The following is an 18,982-nucleotide window of genomic DNA, read 5'->3' as shown; positions in this document are numbered from 1 at the left end:
AATTCTACATTTTATCAAAAAACAATAAAACACCCCAAAAGCTACACGCAGCCCACCTCCAAAGCCTATGCATCTTCTGTATGTATTATTTATCCTTTACAGTTTATGCAACCTCAAATTGCAAACTCCATCTCTTCTAGTAAACACGACTGACTTTCAGATGACTTAAGATAAATACAAAAAATAAATACAGTACTCTAACAAATAATAGAACAAAATGAAATAAAACCAAAACAAATCAAAAACATTTTAAACAAAAAAACAAAACCTTTAAAAAGCTTAACCTCCCATTAAGAAAGCTTATCTCCCATGAAACAAGCTGAACAATCTGAATTTCCCAATTATGAACCGTCTATACTTCCTTATGTTTGCTGGTATCAAAATGACTTTTTAGGTGGGGTACGTGGAATGCGTGCACACGAAATTGGAATTTATACAATTCTTCTTAATGAAATTTATGCAAGGGGCCGTCCTTTAGATTTATCAGAAGAACGTTTAGCACGCCTTTGTGGTTGTGATAAGCGAACTTTTATTAATGTTTTAGAAATGTTGATTGCAGAAGGCAAGATTTTAAATTTAACCTGTGGATTATGGAATAAGCGATGCGAAAATGTGTTCCGTGAGCGCGCACAATTGCTTGAACAAAAATCTTCTGCAGGTCGTTTTTCGGCACAAAAACGTAAAAAAATCAATGAAAAAATTCAACATCTGCTCAACACATGCCCTACAGATGATGAACTTAACTCAAAAGCTCAGAAGGAAGAAAAAAAAACACCTAACGGTGTTTCACAAAAGAAGGATGTCTGTTCTGATACCAAATCCCACTCCACAAAACATCTCCCTACACAATCCCACTCCACAAAGCACCCCGCTGAGCATTCCACTGAGCAGACCGCTCTATACCCATCCACCATTCATTCTTCCACCACCCTCTCATCATCCATCGAGCTCCTCCCCACTGAGCACATCGCCACTGAACTCCTCGCACCAAACCTTGCCACCACATATCCTGAAACAAAATCCTACTCCAGCGCGCATTCTTCCACCGCAAAAAGCTTGAAAGGCCACCGCCTTCCTGCCAACTGGATGGGCGACATTCACGCAGCAATCTCAGAAGGTCTGAGCGAAGAACAAGCCCGCTGGCAAGAAAAGAAATTTCGCGACTATTGGCATGCTAAAAGCGGCAAACAAGCCCTAAAGGTCGACTGGTCAGCCACATGGCGCAATTGGTATCGGCGTGAAATCGAGCGATTAAAAGAAAATCAAGAAAGGCTTTGCGCTTTATCACCTGGCTCAAACACACTGCCTCACAGCACTCAAGAAGATGCCCTTTACCGCAACCTTATCAATTATCAAGCAAAGTAACAAAAACCCAAATCAAAACCCAAGCCAATACAACCAGACAAACAAAGTAACACCAGCAAACCAATGCAAACATAACTTCAAGTGCCATACAAACACAACACAAACATAAACTTCAAACACAACACAAACACGATATAGACTACTACAAGCAGGGGAACATGAACACGATTTTTGAAATCAAACAAAAGCTTGCATCTCAAGTAGAATCGGTTGCACAAATACTTCTCCCACAAGGGAAAAAACGCAGTAATGATTGGATTGTGGGCAGCACACAAGGTGAACCGGGTCAAAGCTTATCACTTTGTTTAAAAGGCAGCAAAGCAGGTCTGTGGTATGATTTTGCAGAAGGAAGTGGCGGTGACCTTTTAGACCTATGGTGTGCTGTTAAAGGGATCAGCCTTTCTCAAGCATTAAATGAAGCCCGTTCTTACTTAAATCTTTCACGCCCAAAACCCTTTATGGCCCCACGTCATCCCTATCGCCTTCCCCCTGTTCCAAAAGGAGGCGAACCCCGCCATGAGGTGAAAAATTATTTACACACAAAACGGCATATCCCCTTGGATATTTTAAAACGTTATCGCATCCAAGAAGATGGAAACCAGATCATTTTTCCATTTTATAAGCCCGATGGCAGACTTGCCTTGGTAAAAGTGCGCGCCGCACAAGACGGTGCAAAAGCAAAACCTACAGCCTCTCATTGTGAACCGATTTTATTTGGCTGGCAGGCTCTCTGCCCAACACAGCGCACCCTTGTTATCACCGAAGGAGAAATTGATGCACTTTCATTAGCAGCCTATGGGTACCCAGCCCTATCAGTCCCCTTTGGAGGGGGCAAGGGGGGAAAACACGCTTGGATTGAAAATGAATTCGATCATCTAGAACCTTTCGAGAAAATTTTCTTAGCAACCGACATGGACAAGCCAGGTGAAGAAGCAGCCCTTGAAATTGCCCATAGGCTTGGTCGCCATCGATGTTATCGTGTCCACTTGCCCTGTAAAGATGCCAATGACTGTTTAAAAGCAGGTGTCGAGACTTCAACCATAAAAGCAGCTTTTTCAAAAGCCCAAAGCTTTGCACCAGAGGGATTAAAACGTGCATCTGATTATCACAACCAGGTGATCGAGTTGTTTTGGCCCACTCCCAAACAACATCTCGGCTACACACTTCCCTATCCAAAGTTAAATGGCAAATTGTATTTTCGCCCAGCAGAATTAACCCTTTGGAGCGGTGCAAGCGGTGCCGGCAAAAGCCAATTGTTATCAGACTGTATTGTCCATTGGATTGCACAAAAAAGCCGTCTTTGTTTAGCCTCACTCGAAATGAAGGGGGAACAATCGCTTCGCCGTCTCATCAGGCAAACAGGGGGAGAACACCAACCAACAAAAACCATGATTGAACAGATTCTTCACTTTTTAGATGACGGTCTTATTTTGTATGAACACGTAGGTAAATCAGGCATCCAAACCCTGCTTGATGTCTTTGACTATTGCCGTGCAAAATATGGCTGTGATCAATTTATTATCGACAGTTTAATGCGGCTTGGAATCGCAGCAGATGATTACACAGGACAAGAACAAGCAGTCTATAAAATTGTTGACTGGGCAATCTTAAATGCAGTGCACGTTCACCTTGTCGCCCATGCACGCAAAAGTGGTATAGAGAAAGATATTCCTGGCACTGAAGACATAAAAGGAGCTTCAGAAATTGGAGCCAATGCGTTTAATATCATTACCATCTGGCGCAACCGCTCTTTAGAGGATAAAATTCTTTCAGCCCAACGTGCAACAGAAAAAGCTGAACTAGCAGCCCGCCCCGGGGTAATTATGAACATCGCCAAACAACGCTCAGGCGATTTTGAAGGAAAAATCGGCCTTTGGTTTGACCCTAAAACCTACCGCTACCGTTGTTCTTCAACACCCCACCAAGAACCTCGCCATTATCTTGAATTCACAGACAAACATCCCTCATCACAACCTCATTCTTTATCACATCCCCAAGAGCACACAAACACACAACCCTCACAATCACAAAAGGAACATACAACCTCCCCTCTCTTACAACCCTGCCCAACAATGCAGCCTTGCCTCACCCCTTAAAGCACACCCACCACCCAACACACGTCACACCTTAAAAACAAATCACCCCTAAAAAACAAAACCATCCCCTAAAGAATACTCCTCCATCTTTAAAAACACTCCACAGCGTAAAAAACACTCACACCATAAAGAGCCCATGTTAACACACACCACTTTAGTAATTTTTTCTCACTTAAAACCCGTTTTCACTCATCCTCATCACCCTCATTTACCCCCTTATTTTCATTTAACCCCTATCATTTTTACTGATCACCCTCTTATGTTCACTCATCCCCTCCCATTTTCTTAAAACCCCCATTCTTATTTAAAAACCCTCCCACCCCATTCTCATTTAATCCCTTTCACTTTCATTTGAAAATCTTCTGATACATTTTTCATCTTAAAGGAGGAAAACAATGAAATATCAACACGATAAAAATACCAGTGCACTCAAAAAGAACGCTGTAAATTATGCACACCCATATACAAAACACCAGCGCATTGGCCACCTAAAAACAGAAGAAATGCTTATCGAAACAAGCAATCCTTATTTTCAACCAACCCATCAAGAAAGCCCCAGCAACCCACGCACCATTGTTGCAGTTTCTAACGCCCATAGCCGCCCCATTGCCCTTTTATATGCAAAAGGACATATCAGCAAAGCACAATATAAAGTAGCAGAACGTTTTTATTATTATTGGAACATACAACAAGGTAACACACACATGGGCATCGATTACACCCGTCAAAAAGTCGATGGCGGACATTATTATACAGATACCCTTGAACGCCAAATGGAAGCAACAGATCAATTACAAGCGATTAAGATTCAACTGGGTGTTCTTGGCTATCAACTTGTTGAGCAAGTAATCGGCTATAACCAATCAATCAAAGATTTAAGCCCTTTAAAACGCAGGCAAAATTCTCTTGCCGATCATTTACGCGATTGTCTAGATCTAATGGCAACCTATTGGGGTTATGCAAAAACTTAAATAGTCTTAAATAAACGCTAAAAACTCCCCCACCTCAACTCCAAAAACAGTGCCCCCATTCAACAAAGGGAGCGAAATCCCTCCCCACTGCACTAAATTGAAAAAACAGCATACACCCTCGGGTCTCTCTCAAGTAAACGCACCTCTTCATTTACCCAAGCAAACATCCATGTCTGCAAGAAGTTTGTCTATGGTGCGGGTGGTCGGACTCGAACCGACACTCCTCTCGGAACCAGATTTTGAGTCTGGCGCGTCTACCAGTTCCACCACACCCGCACACTGTAGTTTTTATCACACTGCAGCTTTATCAAGACACAAGACAAGCTTGTGCCCTTTTCTCTTGCACTATATGAAGAAGTAGAGATTCGTCAATACTGGACTTTTATTTTTTAACTGGACTTTTGTTTTTTAAAGTCTATGCATCATGTTTAACCTATTGAATTGACCTGGTTTAATTTTAAAATATGTGAAAAAACTATAGGGGAAACTATACTATAGGGGCTTTAAAACCATGATGTTAACCAAATTAAAAGCATGGGTCGTATCATTAGCACAGCGTCGCACAGCGCCACATTGGCTTGGGTTTATTGCTTTTTTTGAAAGTTCCTTTTTTCCGATTCCGGCTGATGTCTTGTGTATTCCAATGGCGCTTGTTCGCCCGCAAAAAGCCTATCACTATGCATTAATTGGCACATTGTGCTCTACTTTAGGGGGAGCATTTGGTTGGATTATAGGTTTTTATGCTTACGACACCATCGCTAAACCGATTTTAGAATTTTACGGTAAATATGAAAGTTTTCAGACATTTCAAAATGCTGCAACACTAAAATTTCTCGTAATTTTACTGATTACATCAGGGCTTTTCCATTTTCCACCCATCAAACTTGTCACGCTTTTATCAGGGGTCATGGGCGTACCTCTCCCGCTTTTTATTGTCATCTGTTTCTTAGCGCGTGGGGCTCGTTTTTATCTTTTTGCCTGGTTTATTCAACGTTTTGGTCAAAAAGCGATCGATCTGCTCCTTCGTCACTTTAGGTGGTTTGTGCCCATTGGTTTGATTCTTCTCTTGTTAGTCTATAACCTCTTAGTCTATAAATTGTTCTCTGCTTTTTAAAATCATTCCTCGTCCACTTAAAGGAATATGTTAAATGAATGCCTCTTTGTCTTGCCAATGCTTTATGAAGAAACATCTTTATCGCAAACAAAGCAATAAAGAGCAAAGTTTGTGGGCCTTTTTTCTAACCCTTTGCCTTGTCGCCACACTGGCTATCGCACTAAGCTTTGAAATTATCGGTGGTTATCTTCCATGCCACTTATGCCTGCTTGAGCGCCTTCCCTATTATGGAGCTCTCCCGCTTTTAATCTTAGCAGGCCTTTTAGCATGGGCTTCTTGCCTACCCTCTCTGGTACGGTTTTTATTCATATGCGTTTTCGTACTCATGGCAACAAGCCTTGGGCTTGCAATCTATCATACCGGTGTTGAATATCACTTTTGGCCAGCACCAGCCCACTGCAGCTTAAATACAACAACACTCACAACAGGTGTAGACCAGCTTTTTACTTCACTGGAAAAGCCTCCAGCATCTCCCTCTTGTGCTCAAGCACCAATGCGCTTCCTTTTTCTGTCATTTGCTGGGTGGAATGTCCTTGCCAGTTTGTTGTTCATGCTCCTTAGTCTGTATGTAGCATCCAAAGGGCTCCTCTCAAATGATGGATGAAAAATAAACACCATAGAGCAAAAATCTGCAAAGCTATAGCGCTACCTTCTAACACAAGGCACATACCCCCCTCTAACACGCGCCACCCGTGTACACACCCGCACGCCCTCTTAAGCGCATCCCTTTCTCTACACACCCTACACAAATTCACACCACCCATAACCCAAACTGCATCCTACAACACAACCCGTACCCTACAGTGCAGCTAAACTTTAAGGCACTCTACACTTAAAATTAACTCCATCCCCAAAATTAGACTTTACATTCAAGATTGATTTCACACCCACGATTGAGTTTTGATATCCAGTGATATCCAAAATTGACTTTTGTTTTATGCCCTACATTTTAGAATTATTCTAATAATGAGAGCAACAATGTCAAAGCCCCCTTCATCTTCTTCCCCCTCTTCATCTCATAATGCCTTTGAGCCCCCTTTATGCCAAGAAATGGTCGCTTGTGTTCTCAAATTACAAGAAAAACAAGCAGCACTTTATTTAAAATATCCCAAAGCCTTACAAGAACATTGCCCAGAGCAAGCTGCAATCCTTGCCAAAATGGGCACCAAAGAGCTTGAGCATTTTCAAAAATCTCTGCGCATGGCTTGCAACATTCATGCAACAACTCTACACCCCTCACCTAATGAGCCCTCCCTTTCAGATATCCCCCTCCAAGAAGCAAATTTTCAAACAGCACAAGGAGAAAATCAAGCCACCCCATCACAAACGCAAACACATAAACAAACACTTTTAACGTGGATTCAACCTGGCCTTGCAGGCTTAATGGATGGACCTGTCTCAACCCTTGCCCCCACTTTTGCAGCAGCCTTTGCAACAGGTGATACCTATCAAACTTTTTTGATAGATTTTTCTGCTGCAATTGGTGCAGGTCCTTCAATGAGTTTTACCGAAGCAGCCCATGATGATGGAAAATTATCGGGGCGTGGTTCTCCATTAAAAAGAGGCATTGCCAACGGCGTCATGACAATGCTTGGGGGGCTAAGGCCATGCTCTTCCTTATCTTATTGACAACTTTTACCTTGCAATAACCCTTGCTTGTCTCATCGTATTTTTTGAACTCTGAGCTATTGTCTGGATTCAAAATAAATTGATGGCCACGCCTTTCTGGCGCGCTTCTTTCCAAGTCATCGTGGGTGGAGCATTAGTCCTTGCAACAGGTATCCTAATTGGCAGCATATAAACAAAAACGCCTGATTCCTCTTCCCACCCCACCTCATCATCCCCCTTCTCCCGCTTCATCTCACGCTTCTCCACCCCATCTTTCATTTCATCCCTCTACCTCATCGCCTCTTCACCTCTCTTTCGACTTCACCACCTCACCCCCCTCTTCCACCTCATCTCACATCCCTTCTCCCAATGCTCATGCACACAGCCAAAAGAGCACCTCTTCTTGTGATTTTTTCATCCCCTCTCATACTTCCTTGTGCCTCACCGATAGCCTCTTCTCGGGCAAACCTCCATCAGTAACCTCTCATCGGCATACCTTCATCAGTAGGCCATTATTAGCACCCCCACATAACCCTCCACCTGCAAATCTTTGCCGGCTTGTTTTGCTTGGAAGCTTTTGTTAAAGTGAGTTGCCGTCGTTTATATTTTGGAAACTCTACGTTATGCCTCACCCCTCCTCCACTTCGTCTCACCCTTCTCACAGTGCTCATGCACACAGCCAAAAGAGTACCTCTTCTTGTGATTTTTCCTCCACCTCTTCACAAAAGCGTACCCTTTCAGTAGAACGCCTTGCCCACGGACAAAATTTAGATCTTCCCCAATATGCTACAGCTGGCTCTGCTGGTCTTGATTTGCGGGCAGCATTGGCAGAAAATGAAACAATCGTTTTAACTCCTGGGCAACGTGCCCTCATCCCCACAGGTTTAATTTTCCACCTCTCATCTGGCTATGAAGCACAAATACGTCCACGTTCTGGCTTGGCTTTAAAACATGGCATCACATGCTTAAACACCCCCGGAACCATTGACAGTGACTACCGTGGTGAAGTAAAAGTTCTTCTCATCAATCTAGGGCAAGAAGATTTTTCCATTCAACGTGGAATGCGCATTGCACAAACAGTCATCGCACCCGTTACTCAAGTCGATGTCCATGTCATCGAACCAAATCAAGAAAACACCCCATGTAGAACGCACGAAGAAAACCACACACAAGGGCGTGGAACAGGCGGCTTTGGCTCAACAGGGCACAATTAATAATCCCCCCCGCGGTCCTAATATCTATCCCCCCCCGCACCTCTATAAAGTGCTAGACCCCCCGCGCTTTTAAAAAGCTATTCTCCTGCTTTAAAACGCAACCTCTTAGCGCATTTTTATAAGAGAATGCCTCTCCCATCACCACGCAAGTAACACAAACAAACCCCTCTCCACTTCTGGAAAACGAAAGCTTTTTTATCTGAAAAAACACCTTGCCCACTATCTTCAAGAGAAAGGCTCTTCTCTTTTCAGGCTCATAAAAAAACCTTATTCATGAAAAAACGTGGTATCAGCTGCAGGCTCTTTACCCGCTATCTCCATTACCATTGTTCCCTCCATTACCCCCATTTCTCCCTGCACCATTGCTGCTTCCATTACCATCCCCCTTACCATTATTCCCCCTATCACCCCTGTTTTCTTCCTTACCATTTCTCCCTTCATCATGGTTTAAAGTTTTGTGCATTCCCACAAGACCAATTTTTGTATATCCAGCTGTTTGCAACTGATCCAACACATTGACAACGCGGCCATAGTCGATTTCTTCATCTGCTTGAATCAAAATCTTTGTCTCTAAATTTTCTTGAGTTTCTCTAGACAAGATCTCAATAAATTCTCCCTCCTCCACAAGAGTGTCGCCAACATAAAAAGAATGATCCTTTTGTAAGGTAATATAAAGAGGCTTATCAGGTTGGGAAACAGGTGTTTTTGTTACAGAGGGCAACTGAACAGAAATAACAGATGTTGCCAAAGGTGCAGCCACCATAAACACAATAAGAAGCACCAAAACAACATCGATAAAAGGTGTTACATTGATCTCACTTTGAACCTGAAAATCATCGCCCTCATATTCATTATGATAGTCTGTTTTCATTGTTTGCGGCTTTTTTGCTGTCTTTGTTGGTCGAGTTCACGGCTCAAAAGCCTTTCAATAGTAGCAGCAATATCCCCTAAATCATTTCGATATCCATTAAGAGCACGCGTTAAACCATTATACATAACAACAGCAGGAATAGCGACAAAAAGCCCCACAGCCGTTGCAAGCAAAGCTTCAGCAATTCCGGGCGCCACAACATCCAAGCGCGTTGTCTGAGTTTGAGCAATCCCAATAAAAGCATTCATAATCCCCCAAACGGTTGCAAAAAGCCCAACAAAAGGCGCAATAGTACCAATGGTTGCAAGAACAGCAGTCCCATAAGCCATGCGTCTTGTAGCAGTTAGCACACACCGAGCTAAAAGCAAATGTACCCGTTCTTTCACCCCCTCATTGAAAGCACACAAAGTAGCATCGTCATCTCTGCGCTCTCTGGAACCTTGAAACTTGATAAAGACAACCTGCTGAGTAGAAAGATTTACCTCTTTGAGCGTTTCTTCCAAAAAGACTGCACCTGCCCCCAGAAAAACCAAATTTGTTTCTTGCTGATTTTTGAAATCAGAGGTCAAATGTGTGAAAGTTTGAGCGTTTAGAACAAACTGCAATGTACGACGTGCTTTGCGCTTTGCCCATGTTATTTCAATAATTTTAGCCAGAGCAATCGTCCAAGATATAAGAGAAGCAAGCATCAACACAACGATCACAGCCTGTACAACCCTATCGGCAGCCATGAACATCGACAAGGGAGAAAAATCACCCGCCGAAAATAGAGTAAAACTCTTATCTAAAGCCCCTGTTGCAGATTCCATTGTTTCTCACAAATCTCCAAAATGATCCTCCCCCTCCTTTAAAAAACAGGTTATAAAAAATAAAAGAAGACAAATCAAGTCCAGTTTATAATAAAAAGTACCATCACTTTTGCTCACAAAACCCAATCATTCACCCACACAACCTAAAGCCGTTCACACACCTCTCTTAAAACCCCAACCATACACTCACATACCTCATGTATATCCCTCCCCCTCAACGCATATTCCTTTCACGCTTCAACATCCCCATACCTCACGCACCTCCATATCGGTGCACCCAACCTACCCCTATAGAACACATCTTCCCCCTCTCAAGCACACTCCAAACCCTCTCCTGCTTAACTACCCTGACCATCTTTCCCACTCACACTAATCCCACAATAGTACCCACATTCCTCCAAGCTCGCACACCACACAACACCCAGAACCTCCTCTCTCCCACACATCATCACTCCTCTTCCCAAGTCTGCCCGTTTATTCCCACCCTTTCAAACCTAAGCCCCAGCACCACCCTTACCCCCTCACGCCTCAGCACCCCCCCACTCACACCCCGCATGCATACCCCTCTCATGCGCTTATGCATTTCTCTTAAAGAGAGCCCATACCCCCACAAGTTCGCATATACAATCATAGGTTTATTTATAAAATCTAACAGTTCAATCACAAAGGGGGACATAGACTGTCGCAAAACCTCATGAAAAAAAGAATCATAAAAATTTTGTCCATGCCATGAAAGAATTTTTGCGTAACCTATCTTACACCATCAAGACTCCTTGAAGAAAAACAACATTTATAAAATACACTTATAAATTGTATAACACATGGAACCAATATGATTTAGCGGCATTAAACATTAACGAATGTTCAAATCTTTGACTCAGGTGATGACCTTCACCATGAATCAAAAATAACCCAAGAAAAAGAAAGAAGAATCATTATGGCAAACAACAAAACAGTAGATGACAGAGCAACATCAACAGAAAAAGACCTGCACGCTCAATTGAAACAATTACGCAGTGAAATGGCAAACATAACCTCAGCACTAAGTGACCTTGGTTCAAATACATTATTAAGCGAAGCCAAAAACAAAGCAACAAAACTCTACACCTCAATAAAAGACAATGGTGAAGACATTGCATCACAAGCCAAAGACGTTTTAAGTGATTTTGAACATAATTTAAGCAGATATGTACGTAAAAATCCTAGCAAGAGTGTTTTAGTTGCAGCGGGTATTGGTTTTGTTCTCTCTTACTTGATCCGCCGTTAACCCATGCAAATGTCTATTATATCCTTACTATACCAATTGACTGGTGGAAATCTCAAAAATCTGATCAGACAGATCCGTATCCAAGCAATTTGCTTTGGGATTATTGGGTTTTCATTATTGATAGCTCTAGTGTTTTTAAATGTCTTGAGCTTTCTTGCATTGCGTTTAGTAATGCACCCAGTTGGAGCAGCCACAACAATGGTATTCATTTGGTTTTTTGTTGCAGGATTAAGTGTTTTGCTAAGTCGGTTTTTCAAAGCATATCAACAACGCAATTCTCAAAGATACTATAAAGAACAGCACCGTAAGTTTATGACAGAGTCAACTCTTTCCAGCATCGCAATGCTGGGAAAATACTTGCCTCTTGTTAAATTAGGATTGCCAGTCTTGGGACTTGCAGCTTACTTTTTGTGGCAAAAAGATAAAAAAGATCACTTTTAAAACATATAGCTATTGTGATTCACCCCCCAAAGGCACATTCTTTCTATACCGAGAGAATGTGCCTTTTTCCTCTGCAAAAAGCACAACCTTGTCCCACAAGAGCACATCTGTCCCCTCTCAAGTACGCTCCCTTAATAAAGCACCCTCATCTTCTTCCCCGCACATTCACCTGTGTAAAAAGCACACACGCCTTTAACCAAATTCGCTCATGAAATATTGAGAAAACCTCAAGCACATAAAGATACGAATAAAGTAAACCCTATTACCCTCATCAGAATGATAAACGAATAGGATTGATTTAATTCAGCTTATAGCCGCGATTTGTTTTCACCAGCCTTTAGTGGAAAGAGTAATCCTCAACCACCCAAAATCCCCCACAAGATAAGGCGCTTTAGATCTCTCTTAAAACATCCCCTCCCACAGGAAGGGCATTCTACAGCCATACTTGAAGCATTCTAAACACGATCATTGCGCACAATAACATCTGCAATATCTGCCGCAATAGTTTCAATGGCTTTAGTATCATCACCTTCAACCATCACACGGATCAACGGCTCGGTTCCAGAAGCACGAATAACCAATCGTATTTCTTTTCCCAACCTTTCTATTACTTGATCAATCGCAGCTCTGACCGGAGATTTATTCAATACATTTTTGTCTTTAATTGTTATATTTTTCAAAATTTGAGGCACAAGCTCAAAACGCTTACACAGCTCGCTCATCGAAAGTTGGCTTTCTTTCATACACGCTAAAATCTGCAAAGCAACAACCAACCCATCACCTGTTGTCCCAAAATCACTCAAGACAATGTGTCCACAATTTTCCCCACCAACATTATAACCCTTCTCACGCATCGCTTCGACAACATAGCGATCCCCAACCTTAGTACGTAACAAATCCAACCCTTTAGCATTTAAAAAACGCTCCAGTCCAAGATTTGCCATAATGGTTGTCACAACACCATTGCACTGTAGCCGCTCAGTTTTGTGCCAATGCTCAGCAAGCACCGCAATCAATTGATCACCATCCACGGTCTGGGCTTTTTCATCAACCATCAAAACACGATCACCATCCCCATCAAGAGCAATTCCCACATCGGCACGTACCTCATGAACTTTTTCCTTTAAAGAAGTCAGATCAGTGGATCCACATTCTTGATTAATATTAAAACCATTAGGCTCATGATTGATCGCAATAACCTCTGCACCCAATTCCCATAAAGCAAGTGGTGCAGCCTTATATGCAGCACCATTGGCACAATCAACCACAATACGCAAAGCATCCAAACGCACATCACGCGGCAGCGTGCGTTTTGCATATTCAATATAACGGTAAATATCCCCTTCAACCCGTTTTGCACGCCCAATTTCTGCACAACTTGCTAAAGAATGTGAAAGATCTTTCTCAAGTAATTGTTCAATTTTTGCTTCAATTTTATCTGAAAGCTTAAAACCATCAGGGCCAAAAAGCTTAATTCCATTGTCGTAATAAGGGTTATGAGAAGCAGAAATCATCACTCCAATATCTGCCCGCAGAGAACGGCAAAGCATGGCAACAGCAGGGGTTGGCACAGGCCCAAGCAAGAAAGCTTCCATTCCAGCAGCGGTAAATCCTGAAACCAAAGCATTTTCGAGCATATAACCAGACAATCGAGTATCTTTACCAATCACCACACGGCACGGCTGCCCTTGTGATCGAAAAAAAACACCCACAGCCATCCCCACTTTCATGGCAAAATCTGGTGTCATAGGAAAACAATTGGCTTTCCCCCGAATACCATCTGTTCCGAAATATTTTTGCGCCATCTTTTCTCCCTTTCCACCCAGAAGACCCTTTGGGTCATTAACCTCTCAAATTAATTACCAACCACTCTATCACAGCCCCTTCAGGAAACATCGCCCCCCTCAAGCTATCACCCCTTTAAACCACAAACCACTCAGCTCACCAAAATGCCCCCATCAATCTCTGCCAAATTACCAACCGCTCTCAACAAACCTCGCTCTTCAGGACCACTCCTAAACCCCTTCTCACAAAGCCCCCAATCTCTAAAAAAAGACCAACCTCTCGCACGAACCTATTGAGATAAACAACCTTTACTCACGCACAAAAATCCTGTTCCCAATAGATAATCCACTAAAGCAACACCTTAACACTCTTCCATCTCTTCAAAACTTGTCTGCATGCACAAGAAAGCCTACACACCAGCCAAAAACCTCTCACTTATCGTTAAAATCCCCGACTTAAGTCACTAAAACCCTGCTGCTTACTACTTTACTCAAATCTTAAGGGGAAGTTTTTGTATTGAGCACCACCCATCCATTTTTAAGCATCTGGATTTTTCTTAAAATCACTCTTTGCTTTCACCTTCTTGTCATCACTTGCTTTTAGCGTATTTTTAGAAGCACTTTTAGAACTACGCACCTTTTTCTCAGTAACATCCGTTTTCTTTTCCGCAGCAGAAGATTTGGGCTTTTCTTTTCCACCCTTACCACCTGTCTTAGGCACAGATGAAGTACGTGAAGGCACATGATCATTACCCTGTGTGCGTGAAGGTGGTTTACCCGCAATCACTTCGTTAATTTCTGCACCAGTTAATGTCTCATATTCTAACAAGCCTTGCGCCAAGGCGAACCACTGTTTCTTTTTTGTTGTAAGAATTTTTGTTGCACTTTTATAAGCATCATCAATGAGTCTGCGCACTTCCGCATCAATCATACGTGCCGTTTCTTCAGAGACATTTTGCGTTCTTGCAACCGAATGACCTAAAAAAACTTCATCCTGATTATCGCCATAAGCAACATTGCCAAGCATGTCAGAAAATCCCCACCGTGTGATCATAGCACGTGCCAATTTTGTGGCCTGTTCAATATCAGAAGCCGCACCAGATGTGATATTTTCCTTCCCAAATTTTAATTCTTCGGCCACTCTTCCACCCATCATAATAGCCAAGCGTGAAATCATCCACCGATAGCTCATGGAATAACGATCGCCTTCAGGCAATTGCATAACCATCCCCAAAGCTCTTCCTCTTGGCACAATTGTTGCTTTGTGAACAGGGTCAGCAACAGGCACATTTAAAGCCACAATAGCGTGCCCTGCTTCGTGATAGGCGGTTAATTCTTTTTCCTCTTGTGTCATAGCGGTTGAACGGCGTTCAGCCCCCATCATAACTTTATCTTTTGCATCCTCAAACTCTTGCATTGTCACCACTCTTTTGTTGCGGCTTGCAGCCATTAAAGCAGCTTCATTAACAAGGTTCATCAAATCAGCACCGGAAAATCCTGGTGTTCCTCTTGCCAAAACTTTCAAATCAACATTGGGCGCTAAAGGCACATTGCGCACATGAACTTTCAAGATCTGCTCACGCCCAGCAACATCAGGGTTTGGCACAACAACTTGTCGATCAAAACGCCCTGGTCTTAACAAAGCAGGGTCAAGCACATCTGGCCGGTTTGTTGCAGCAATTAAAATAATGCTTTCATTAGGTTCAAACCCATCCATTTCAACAAGCAATTGGTTTAATGTCTGTTCACGTTCATCGTTTCCACCGCCAAGTCCTGCACCACGATGACGCCCAACCGCATCAATTTCATCAATAAAAATAATGCAAGGAGCATTTTTTTTAGCTTGTTCAAACATATCACGAACACGGCTTGCCCCAACACCCACAAACATTTCCACAAAATCTGACCCTGAAATGGTAAAAAATGGAACATTAGCTTCCCCAGCAACAGAGCGTGCAAGCAAGGTTTTTCCGGTTCCTGGTGGCCCAACGAGTAAAACCCCACGGGGAATACGCCCCCCTAAACGTTGAAATTTTTGTGGATCACGTAGAAAATCAACAATTTCTTGTAAATCCTGCTTTGCTTCCTCAACACCAGCAACATCTTGAAAGGTGACCCGTCCATGCGCCTCGCTTAGCAATTTTGCTTTTGATTTCCCAAAACCCATTGCACCACGTGATCCATTTTGCATTTGTCGCATAAAAAAGATCCACGCCCCAACGATAATAATAACAGGAAGAAGAGAGAACAATAAATTGAGAAAGATACTATTCCCAGAACTTTCAGGCACAGCCTTCACATTGACCTTCTTATCTTCCAATTTCTGTACCAAAGAGGGATCTCTTGGTGCATAAGTTGAAATGATTCGACGATCAGCAGTCTGTCCTGTTAATTTTTGACCTTGGATGGTCACAGTTGTAAACTCATTATTCTCGACTTTCTTTAAAAAATCAGAATAGGAAAGCTCACTACTCCCAGTCCGCTGGGTGCTTCCATTAAAAAAAGAAAATAACGCAATGAGTACTAAGGCAATGAACCCCCAAATCATGAGGGAGCGGTAATTGGAATTCATATTCAGTCCATTTATCAGATATAAATTTTTATAGAATAATGAGTAACATATAATCTTGTCCACGCCTTGCCAAGACATGAATAAGATGTTTATCATTTTTTAAAGTGATTTTTCTGCATCTTTTTCACATAATGTTTTCACGTAATGTTAAAAAAAGGTTCTACAACATTAATAAGAGCGGCATCTTCGCGTAACGATAGCCAGTTAAAGGGTGCAAGAATGCGCTGCACGGTCACTTTATGGCGACAAAAGAGGTGAGAAAGCTCTGGAATATCAATGCCTTTGGCCCCTAAAACCAATGGAAGAGATTGCAACGAAGGAAAATGAGGTCGTTTACGATCAACCATAGCTTCAAAATCAACCATATCCCTAATCACCTCACCCTCCTTAATTATATGAGTGTTGGAACAATATTTTCCATACCTAAAAAACTGTTTTAAATGAACAAGATCAGCTGCGCGCACTTTAAGGGCATCTCTCTCATGATTGGTGATCTGATAGCGCCCATCCCATAAAAGGGTTTGCCCAGGAAGGATGATTGCTTCTTGAATATTTCGTGCTTCACGCCAAAAAGCAATCCCCTTTTGACTATATTCGATAAGAGACCCAGCCAAAGTAAAGCGCTTTTTTTCTAAAGAGTGGAAACACAGTTTTTGATTAAGAGCGCTCAACTTTTGAAATGCAAGCAAATAAGAGCTGCCTCCCATCAACACAGCAAATAACCCCACAACAAATGGAAAACCGGGATGACGGCATAAAAAAGGCGCAGGCCTTTCAATAAAACATCGCCCATACTCAACAACAACATCCAAGGCTAGAATCAAATCAGCAATCATCTGCGCGTATTGACGCCGTTTTAATGCAGCTTCATTGACTTTTTGAGCAACTTCGGAAAAGTTTTTAAAATGAATAGAACGGCGCACACGTACGCGTTCAAAATGTAAATCATCATTCGTCGGATCATCAATCCATGCTATTCCTCGCAAACGCAAATAAGCGCGTAATGTATCGCGTTTAATGCCAAGTAGTGGGCGAATCAAACGCACTTTTCGGCGCAACAATGCTTCACGCGCAATACAAGACAAACCACGTTCAATCAATTCACCATTGTCTTTCAAAACATTAGTGTCTTTTAACGGGCTTATCACATCCATTTCCTCCCACGTATTATTATAATCACCCCGCTCCCCCTCTCGTAAAACACCCACAACCTCAACACCACACCGCGCACCAGCAGCCTCATCACCCTGTTCTACACTAACAAAACTCCCACCTTCTGATCTTAAAGCAAAAACCTCATCACCCCGCCCGCCCTGTTGTGAAACCGCTTTATCCTTTAAGACACGTTGGCAGCGCATGTAATAGGTTTCAACCTGATCATTGAGAGTGTGCCCTGTCATAATGAGCGTTGCACCCTGTTTTTCAGCTTCTTGGAACAATAAATCATACCGTGCAACACGTGCTTTTTGAGAAATATCTGTCTTTGGCTTCGTGCCTTCCCACCGCATAATGACATGCTTAATCTGATAAGCGCGACAAATCTCTGCCACCTTCTGAGCTTCACACGCTGATTCTTCACGCAATTGATGATCAACCGTAACAACAATAATCTCAGGGGGAGAAAGCAGTATCTTAAAATAATCTTTAAGCAAAAACAACAAAGCCAGCGAATCACCCCCCCCAGAAGCTGCCACAATCAACTTCTGACAATGGGAAAAATCTGACTTCTTAAAAATTTTTGCTAATTGAATGAGCACTGAGAACGACTCTGTTCTTGTTTTAGGCGTTTACAAAAAACGCACTCTAACGTTTGGTAGTGTTTTGGAATGTCAGCAAAAACATCACAAGCCGCTTTATTTTGACCAAGAGCAGACACACTCATCGCTAATTTTAGCAAAATTTCAGAACCATATAAGGTATTTTTATACGTATACCATACATACAAATAAACCTGCGCAGCTTCATGATAGCGCTCTTGCCCAAGCAAAGATTCTGCTAACCAAAAAACAGCATCACCAACTAAAGGGTCTTGTTTATAACGCTTTTGAAAAGCACAAAAAGCTTTTTCAGCTTCAGCATAATTGGCAGAAAGAATAAAATGATAGCCCTTCTTGTAGAGTTTCTTAGGCAATAAGCGTTGGTCTTCATCCCCGTCCACCTGTTTGGCAACACCATCCTTTTCGCGCTCTTGCTCCCCACGCTGTACATACTCACCATGCCCTGCTTTTATGCCATTTTTACGCTCATCATCCATACCATCAACAACACCACTCTTACCCCTTTTTCTGCTGTGCTTCTTTTTCCTCCCTTGCTCCTTATTGTACTTGCCAGTTGAAACCGCTTCCTCTTGACTTTCATCTTGGCTTCCACCTTGCCCCTTAATCACCTGAGCTGCCTCCTTTAAATAAGGGTTATTCGAAGGGCAATAATAACGAAAAGAGCCCTCTTGATTAAAAAGATCAAGCAAGTGTTGCCGAAACAAATGCTCTTCCCTCTCTCCCCGTTTATCGCGCTCTAGAACCCCCTGTATCGCACGCAAAAGAAGATCCAAATCTTTGTCTTTAAGAAGAGTATCCTGACGATCCGCAGCCACCTTTTGCGCCACATCTACACTGTAAACAAAAAGTGGGTCCATACTCGGGGGAAGAGATGGACCCACGCTTTGGGCAACCAATGTGCCCAAACTCTGATCAGAAGATGGACCCCTGCTCGGGGGGAGAGGCGGGTCCATACTATGGGCGGACGATGTACCCAAACTCTGACCAGAAGACGGGCCCACACTCGGGGGAAGAGTTGGACCCATGCTTTGGACAACCAATGTGCCCAAACTCTGATCAGAAGATGGACCCCTGCTCGGGGGGAGAGGCGGG

The 18,982-nt window shown here is 42.7% G+C and carries 14 protein-coding genes, 1 tRNA gene and 1 pseudogene; 9 read left to right on the top strand and 7 right to left on the bottom strand.

Going from position 1 to position 18,982, the window contains the following annotated elements:
- The first annotated feature begins 309 nt into the window (after nt 1-309).
- From ME3_RS01840 to ME3_RS01830, 3 genes are all read left to right on the top strand, one after another.
- Nucleotides 310-1,365: a YdaU family protein gene (locus ME3_RS01840; protein WP_007476597.1), complete on the top strand. Its 1,056-nt coding sequence runs from the start codon at nt 310-312 to the stop codon at nt 1,363-1,365.
- Nucleotides 1,366-1,523: 158 nt separating this feature from the next.
- Nucleotides 1,524-3,461 carry a toprim domain-containing protein gene (locus ME3_RS01835; protein ID WP_007476595.1) on the top strand — a complete coding sequence of 646 codons (1,938 nt, stop codon included), beginning with the start codon at nt 1,524-1,526 and terminating at the stop codon, nt 3,459-3,461.
- A 395-nt stretch (nt 3,462-3,856) separates the two neighbouring features.
- Nucleotides 3,857-4,432, top strand: coding sequence for a hypothetical protein (locus tag ME3_RS01830; protein ID WP_007476593.1), 576 nt, complete (start codon nt 3,857-3,859; stop codon nt 4,430-4,432).
- A 191-nt stretch (nt 4,433-4,623) separates the two neighbouring features.
- Here the strand turns inward: ME3_RS01830 and ME3_RS01825 are convergent.
- Nucleotides 4,624-4,708: transfer RNA gene (locus ME3_RS01825), tRNA-Leu, on the bottom strand.
- 235 nt (nt 4,709-4,943) lie between these two features.
- Between ME3_RS01825 and ME3_RS01820 the strand changes: the two genes are divergently transcribed.
- From ME3_RS01820 to dut, 4 genes and pseudogenes are all read left to right on the top strand, one after another.
- Nucleotides 4,944-5,546, top strand: a complete 603-nt coding sequence (locus tag ME3_RS01820) for a YqaA family protein (protein WP_007476586.1) — start codon at nt 4,944-4,946, stop codon at nt 5,544-5,546.
- 34 nt (nt 5,547-5,580) lie between these two features.
- Nucleotides 5,581-6,150 carry a disulfide bond formation protein B gene (locus ME3_RS01815; RefSeq protein WP_007476584.1) on the top strand — a complete coding sequence of 190 codons (570 nt, stop codon included), beginning with the start codon at nt 5,581-5,583 and terminating at the stop codon, nt 6,148-6,150.
- A gap of 446 nt (nt 6,151-6,596) precedes the next feature.
- A pseudogene (locus tag ME3_RS01810) lies at nt 6,597-7,347 on the top strand (VIT1/CCC1 transporter family protein).
- Nucleotides 7,348-7,777: 430 nt separating this feature from the next.
- Entirely contained in the window at nt 7,778-8,368 is a 591-nt protein-coding gene (gene dut / locus ME3_RS01805; RefSeq protein WP_007476579.1) for a dUTP diphosphatase, read from the top strand.
- Between the two features lie 304 nt (nt 8,369-8,672).
- Here the strand turns inward: dut and ME3_RS01800 are convergent, their stop codons facing one another.
- Both ME3_RS01800 and exbB read right to left on the bottom strand, forming a co-directional pair.
- Nucleotides 8,673-9,239: a biopolymer transporter ExbD gene (locus ME3_RS01800; protein ID WP_007476576.1), complete on the bottom strand. Its 567-nt coding sequence runs from the start codon at nt 9,237-9,239 to the stop codon at nt 8,673-8,675.
- Nucleotides 9,236-10,048, bottom strand: coding sequence for a tonB-system energizer ExbB (gene exbB / locus ME3_RS01795; RefSeq protein WP_007476574.1), 813 nt, complete (start codon nt 10,046-10,048; stop codon nt 9,236-9,238). Before exbB ends, ME3_RS01800 begins: the two co-directional genes overlap by 4 nt.
- A 937-nt stretch (nt 10,049-10,985) precedes the next feature.
- Between exbB and ME3_RS01785 the strand changes: the two genes are divergently transcribed.
- Both ME3_RS01785 and ME3_RS01780 read left to right on the top strand, forming a co-directional pair.
- On the top strand, nt 10,986-11,315 hold the full coding sequence (locus ME3_RS01785; RefSeq protein ID WP_007476569.1) for an ElaB/YgaM/YqjD family protein: 330 nt from the start codon (nt 10,986-10,988) through the stop codon (nt 11,313-11,315).
- 3 nt (nt 11,316-11,318) lie between these two features.
- Entirely contained in the window at nt 11,319-11,756 is a 438-nt protein-coding gene (locus tag ME3_RS01780) for a phage holin family protein (RefSeq protein WP_007476567.1), read from the top strand.
- Nucleotides 11,757-12,211: 455 nt separating this feature from the next.
- On the opposite strand, the gene glmM is transcribed toward ME3_RS01780, so the two are convergent.
- The 4 genes from glmM to ME3_RS06695 all read right to left on the bottom strand — a co-directional run bounded on the left by glmM (nt 12,212) and on the right by ME3_RS06695 (nt 18,705).
- Nucleotides 12,212-13,561: a phosphoglucosamine mutase gene (glmM, locus tag ME3_RS01775; protein WP_007476564.1), complete on the bottom strand. Its 1,350-nt coding sequence runs from the start codon at nt 13,559-13,561 to the stop codon at nt 12,212-12,214.
- Nucleotides 13,562-14,078: 517 nt separating this feature from the next.
- Nucleotides 14,079-16,112, bottom strand: coding sequence for an ATP-dependent zinc metalloprotease FtsH (gene ftsH / locus ME3_RS01770; RefSeq protein ID WP_007476563.1), 2,034 nt, complete (start codon nt 16,110-16,112; stop codon nt 14,079-14,081).
- A gap of 137 nt (nt 16,113-16,249) precedes the next feature.
- Nucleotides 16,250-17,869 (bottom strand): tRNA lysidine(34) synthetase TilS, encoded by a 1,620-nt coding sequence (gene tilS / locus ME3_RS01765; RefSeq protein ID WP_007476561.1) that lies wholly within the window; start codon nt 17,867-17,869, stop codon nt 16,250-16,252.
- A complete protein-coding gene (locus tag ME3_RS06695) occupies nt 17,854-18,705 on the bottom strand; it encodes a tol-pal system YbgF family protein (RefSeq protein WP_156785844.1) in 852 nt (283 codons plus the stop codon). Before ME3_RS06695 ends, tilS begins: the two co-directional genes overlap by 16 nt.
- Nucleotides 18,706-18,982: the final 277 nt, after the last annotated feature.

It is taken from the genome of Bartonella melophagi K-2C, assembly GCF_000278255.1.
Classification (GTDB): Bacteria; Pseudomonadota; Alphaproteobacteria; order Rhizobiales; family Rhizobiaceae; genus Bartonella; species Bartonella melophagi.
The sequence above is the reverse complement of the archived record's forward strand: the minus strand, read 5'-3'. Positions and strand labels throughout refer to the sequence as shown.

Coding starts and splice junctions, on each gene's coding strand:
- ME3_RS01780 (WP_007476567.1), top strand. CDS start 11,319: ATGCAAATGTCTATTATATCCTTACTATACCAATTGACTGGTGGAAAT.
- ME3_RS01815 (WP_007476584.1), top strand. CDS start 5,581: ATGAATGCCTCTTTGTCTTGCCAATGCTTTATGAAGAAACATCTTTAT.
- ME3_RS01800 (WP_007476576.1), bottom strand. CDS start 9,239: ATGAAAACAGACTATCATAATGAATATGAGGGCGATGATTTTCAGGTT.
- ME3_RS01785 (WP_007476569.1), top strand. CDS start 10,986: ATGGCAAACAACAAAACAGTAGATGACAGAGCAACATCAACAGAAAAA.
- exbB (WP_007476574.1), bottom strand. CDS start 10,048: ATGGAATCTGCAACAGGGGCTTTAGATAAGAGTTTTACTCTATTTTCG.
- ME3_RS01840 (WP_007476597.1), top strand. CDS start 310: ATGAAACAAGCTGAACAATCTGAATTTCCCAATTATGAACCGTCTATA.
- ME3_RS01820 (WP_007476586.1), top strand. CDS start 4,944: ATGATGTTAACCAAATTAAAAGCATGGGTCGTATCATTAGCACAGCGT.
- glmM (WP_007476564.1), bottom strand. CDS start 13,561: ATGGCGCAAAAATATTTCGGAACAGATGGTATTCGGGGGAAAGCCAAT.
- dut (WP_007476579.1), top strand. CDS start 7,778: ATGCCTCACCCCTCCTCCACTTCGTCTCACCCTTCTCACAGTGCTCAT.
- ME3_RS01835 (WP_007476595.1), top strand. CDS start 1,524: ATGAACACGATTTTTGAAATCAAACAAAAGCTTGCATCTCAAGTAGAA.
- ftsH (WP_007476563.1), bottom strand. CDS start 16,112: ATGAATTCCAATTACCGCTCCCTCATGATTTGGGGGTTCATTGCCTTA.
- ME3_RS01830 (WP_007476593.1), top strand. CDS start 3,857: ATGAAATATCAACACGATAAAAATACCAGTGCACTCAAAAAGAACGCT.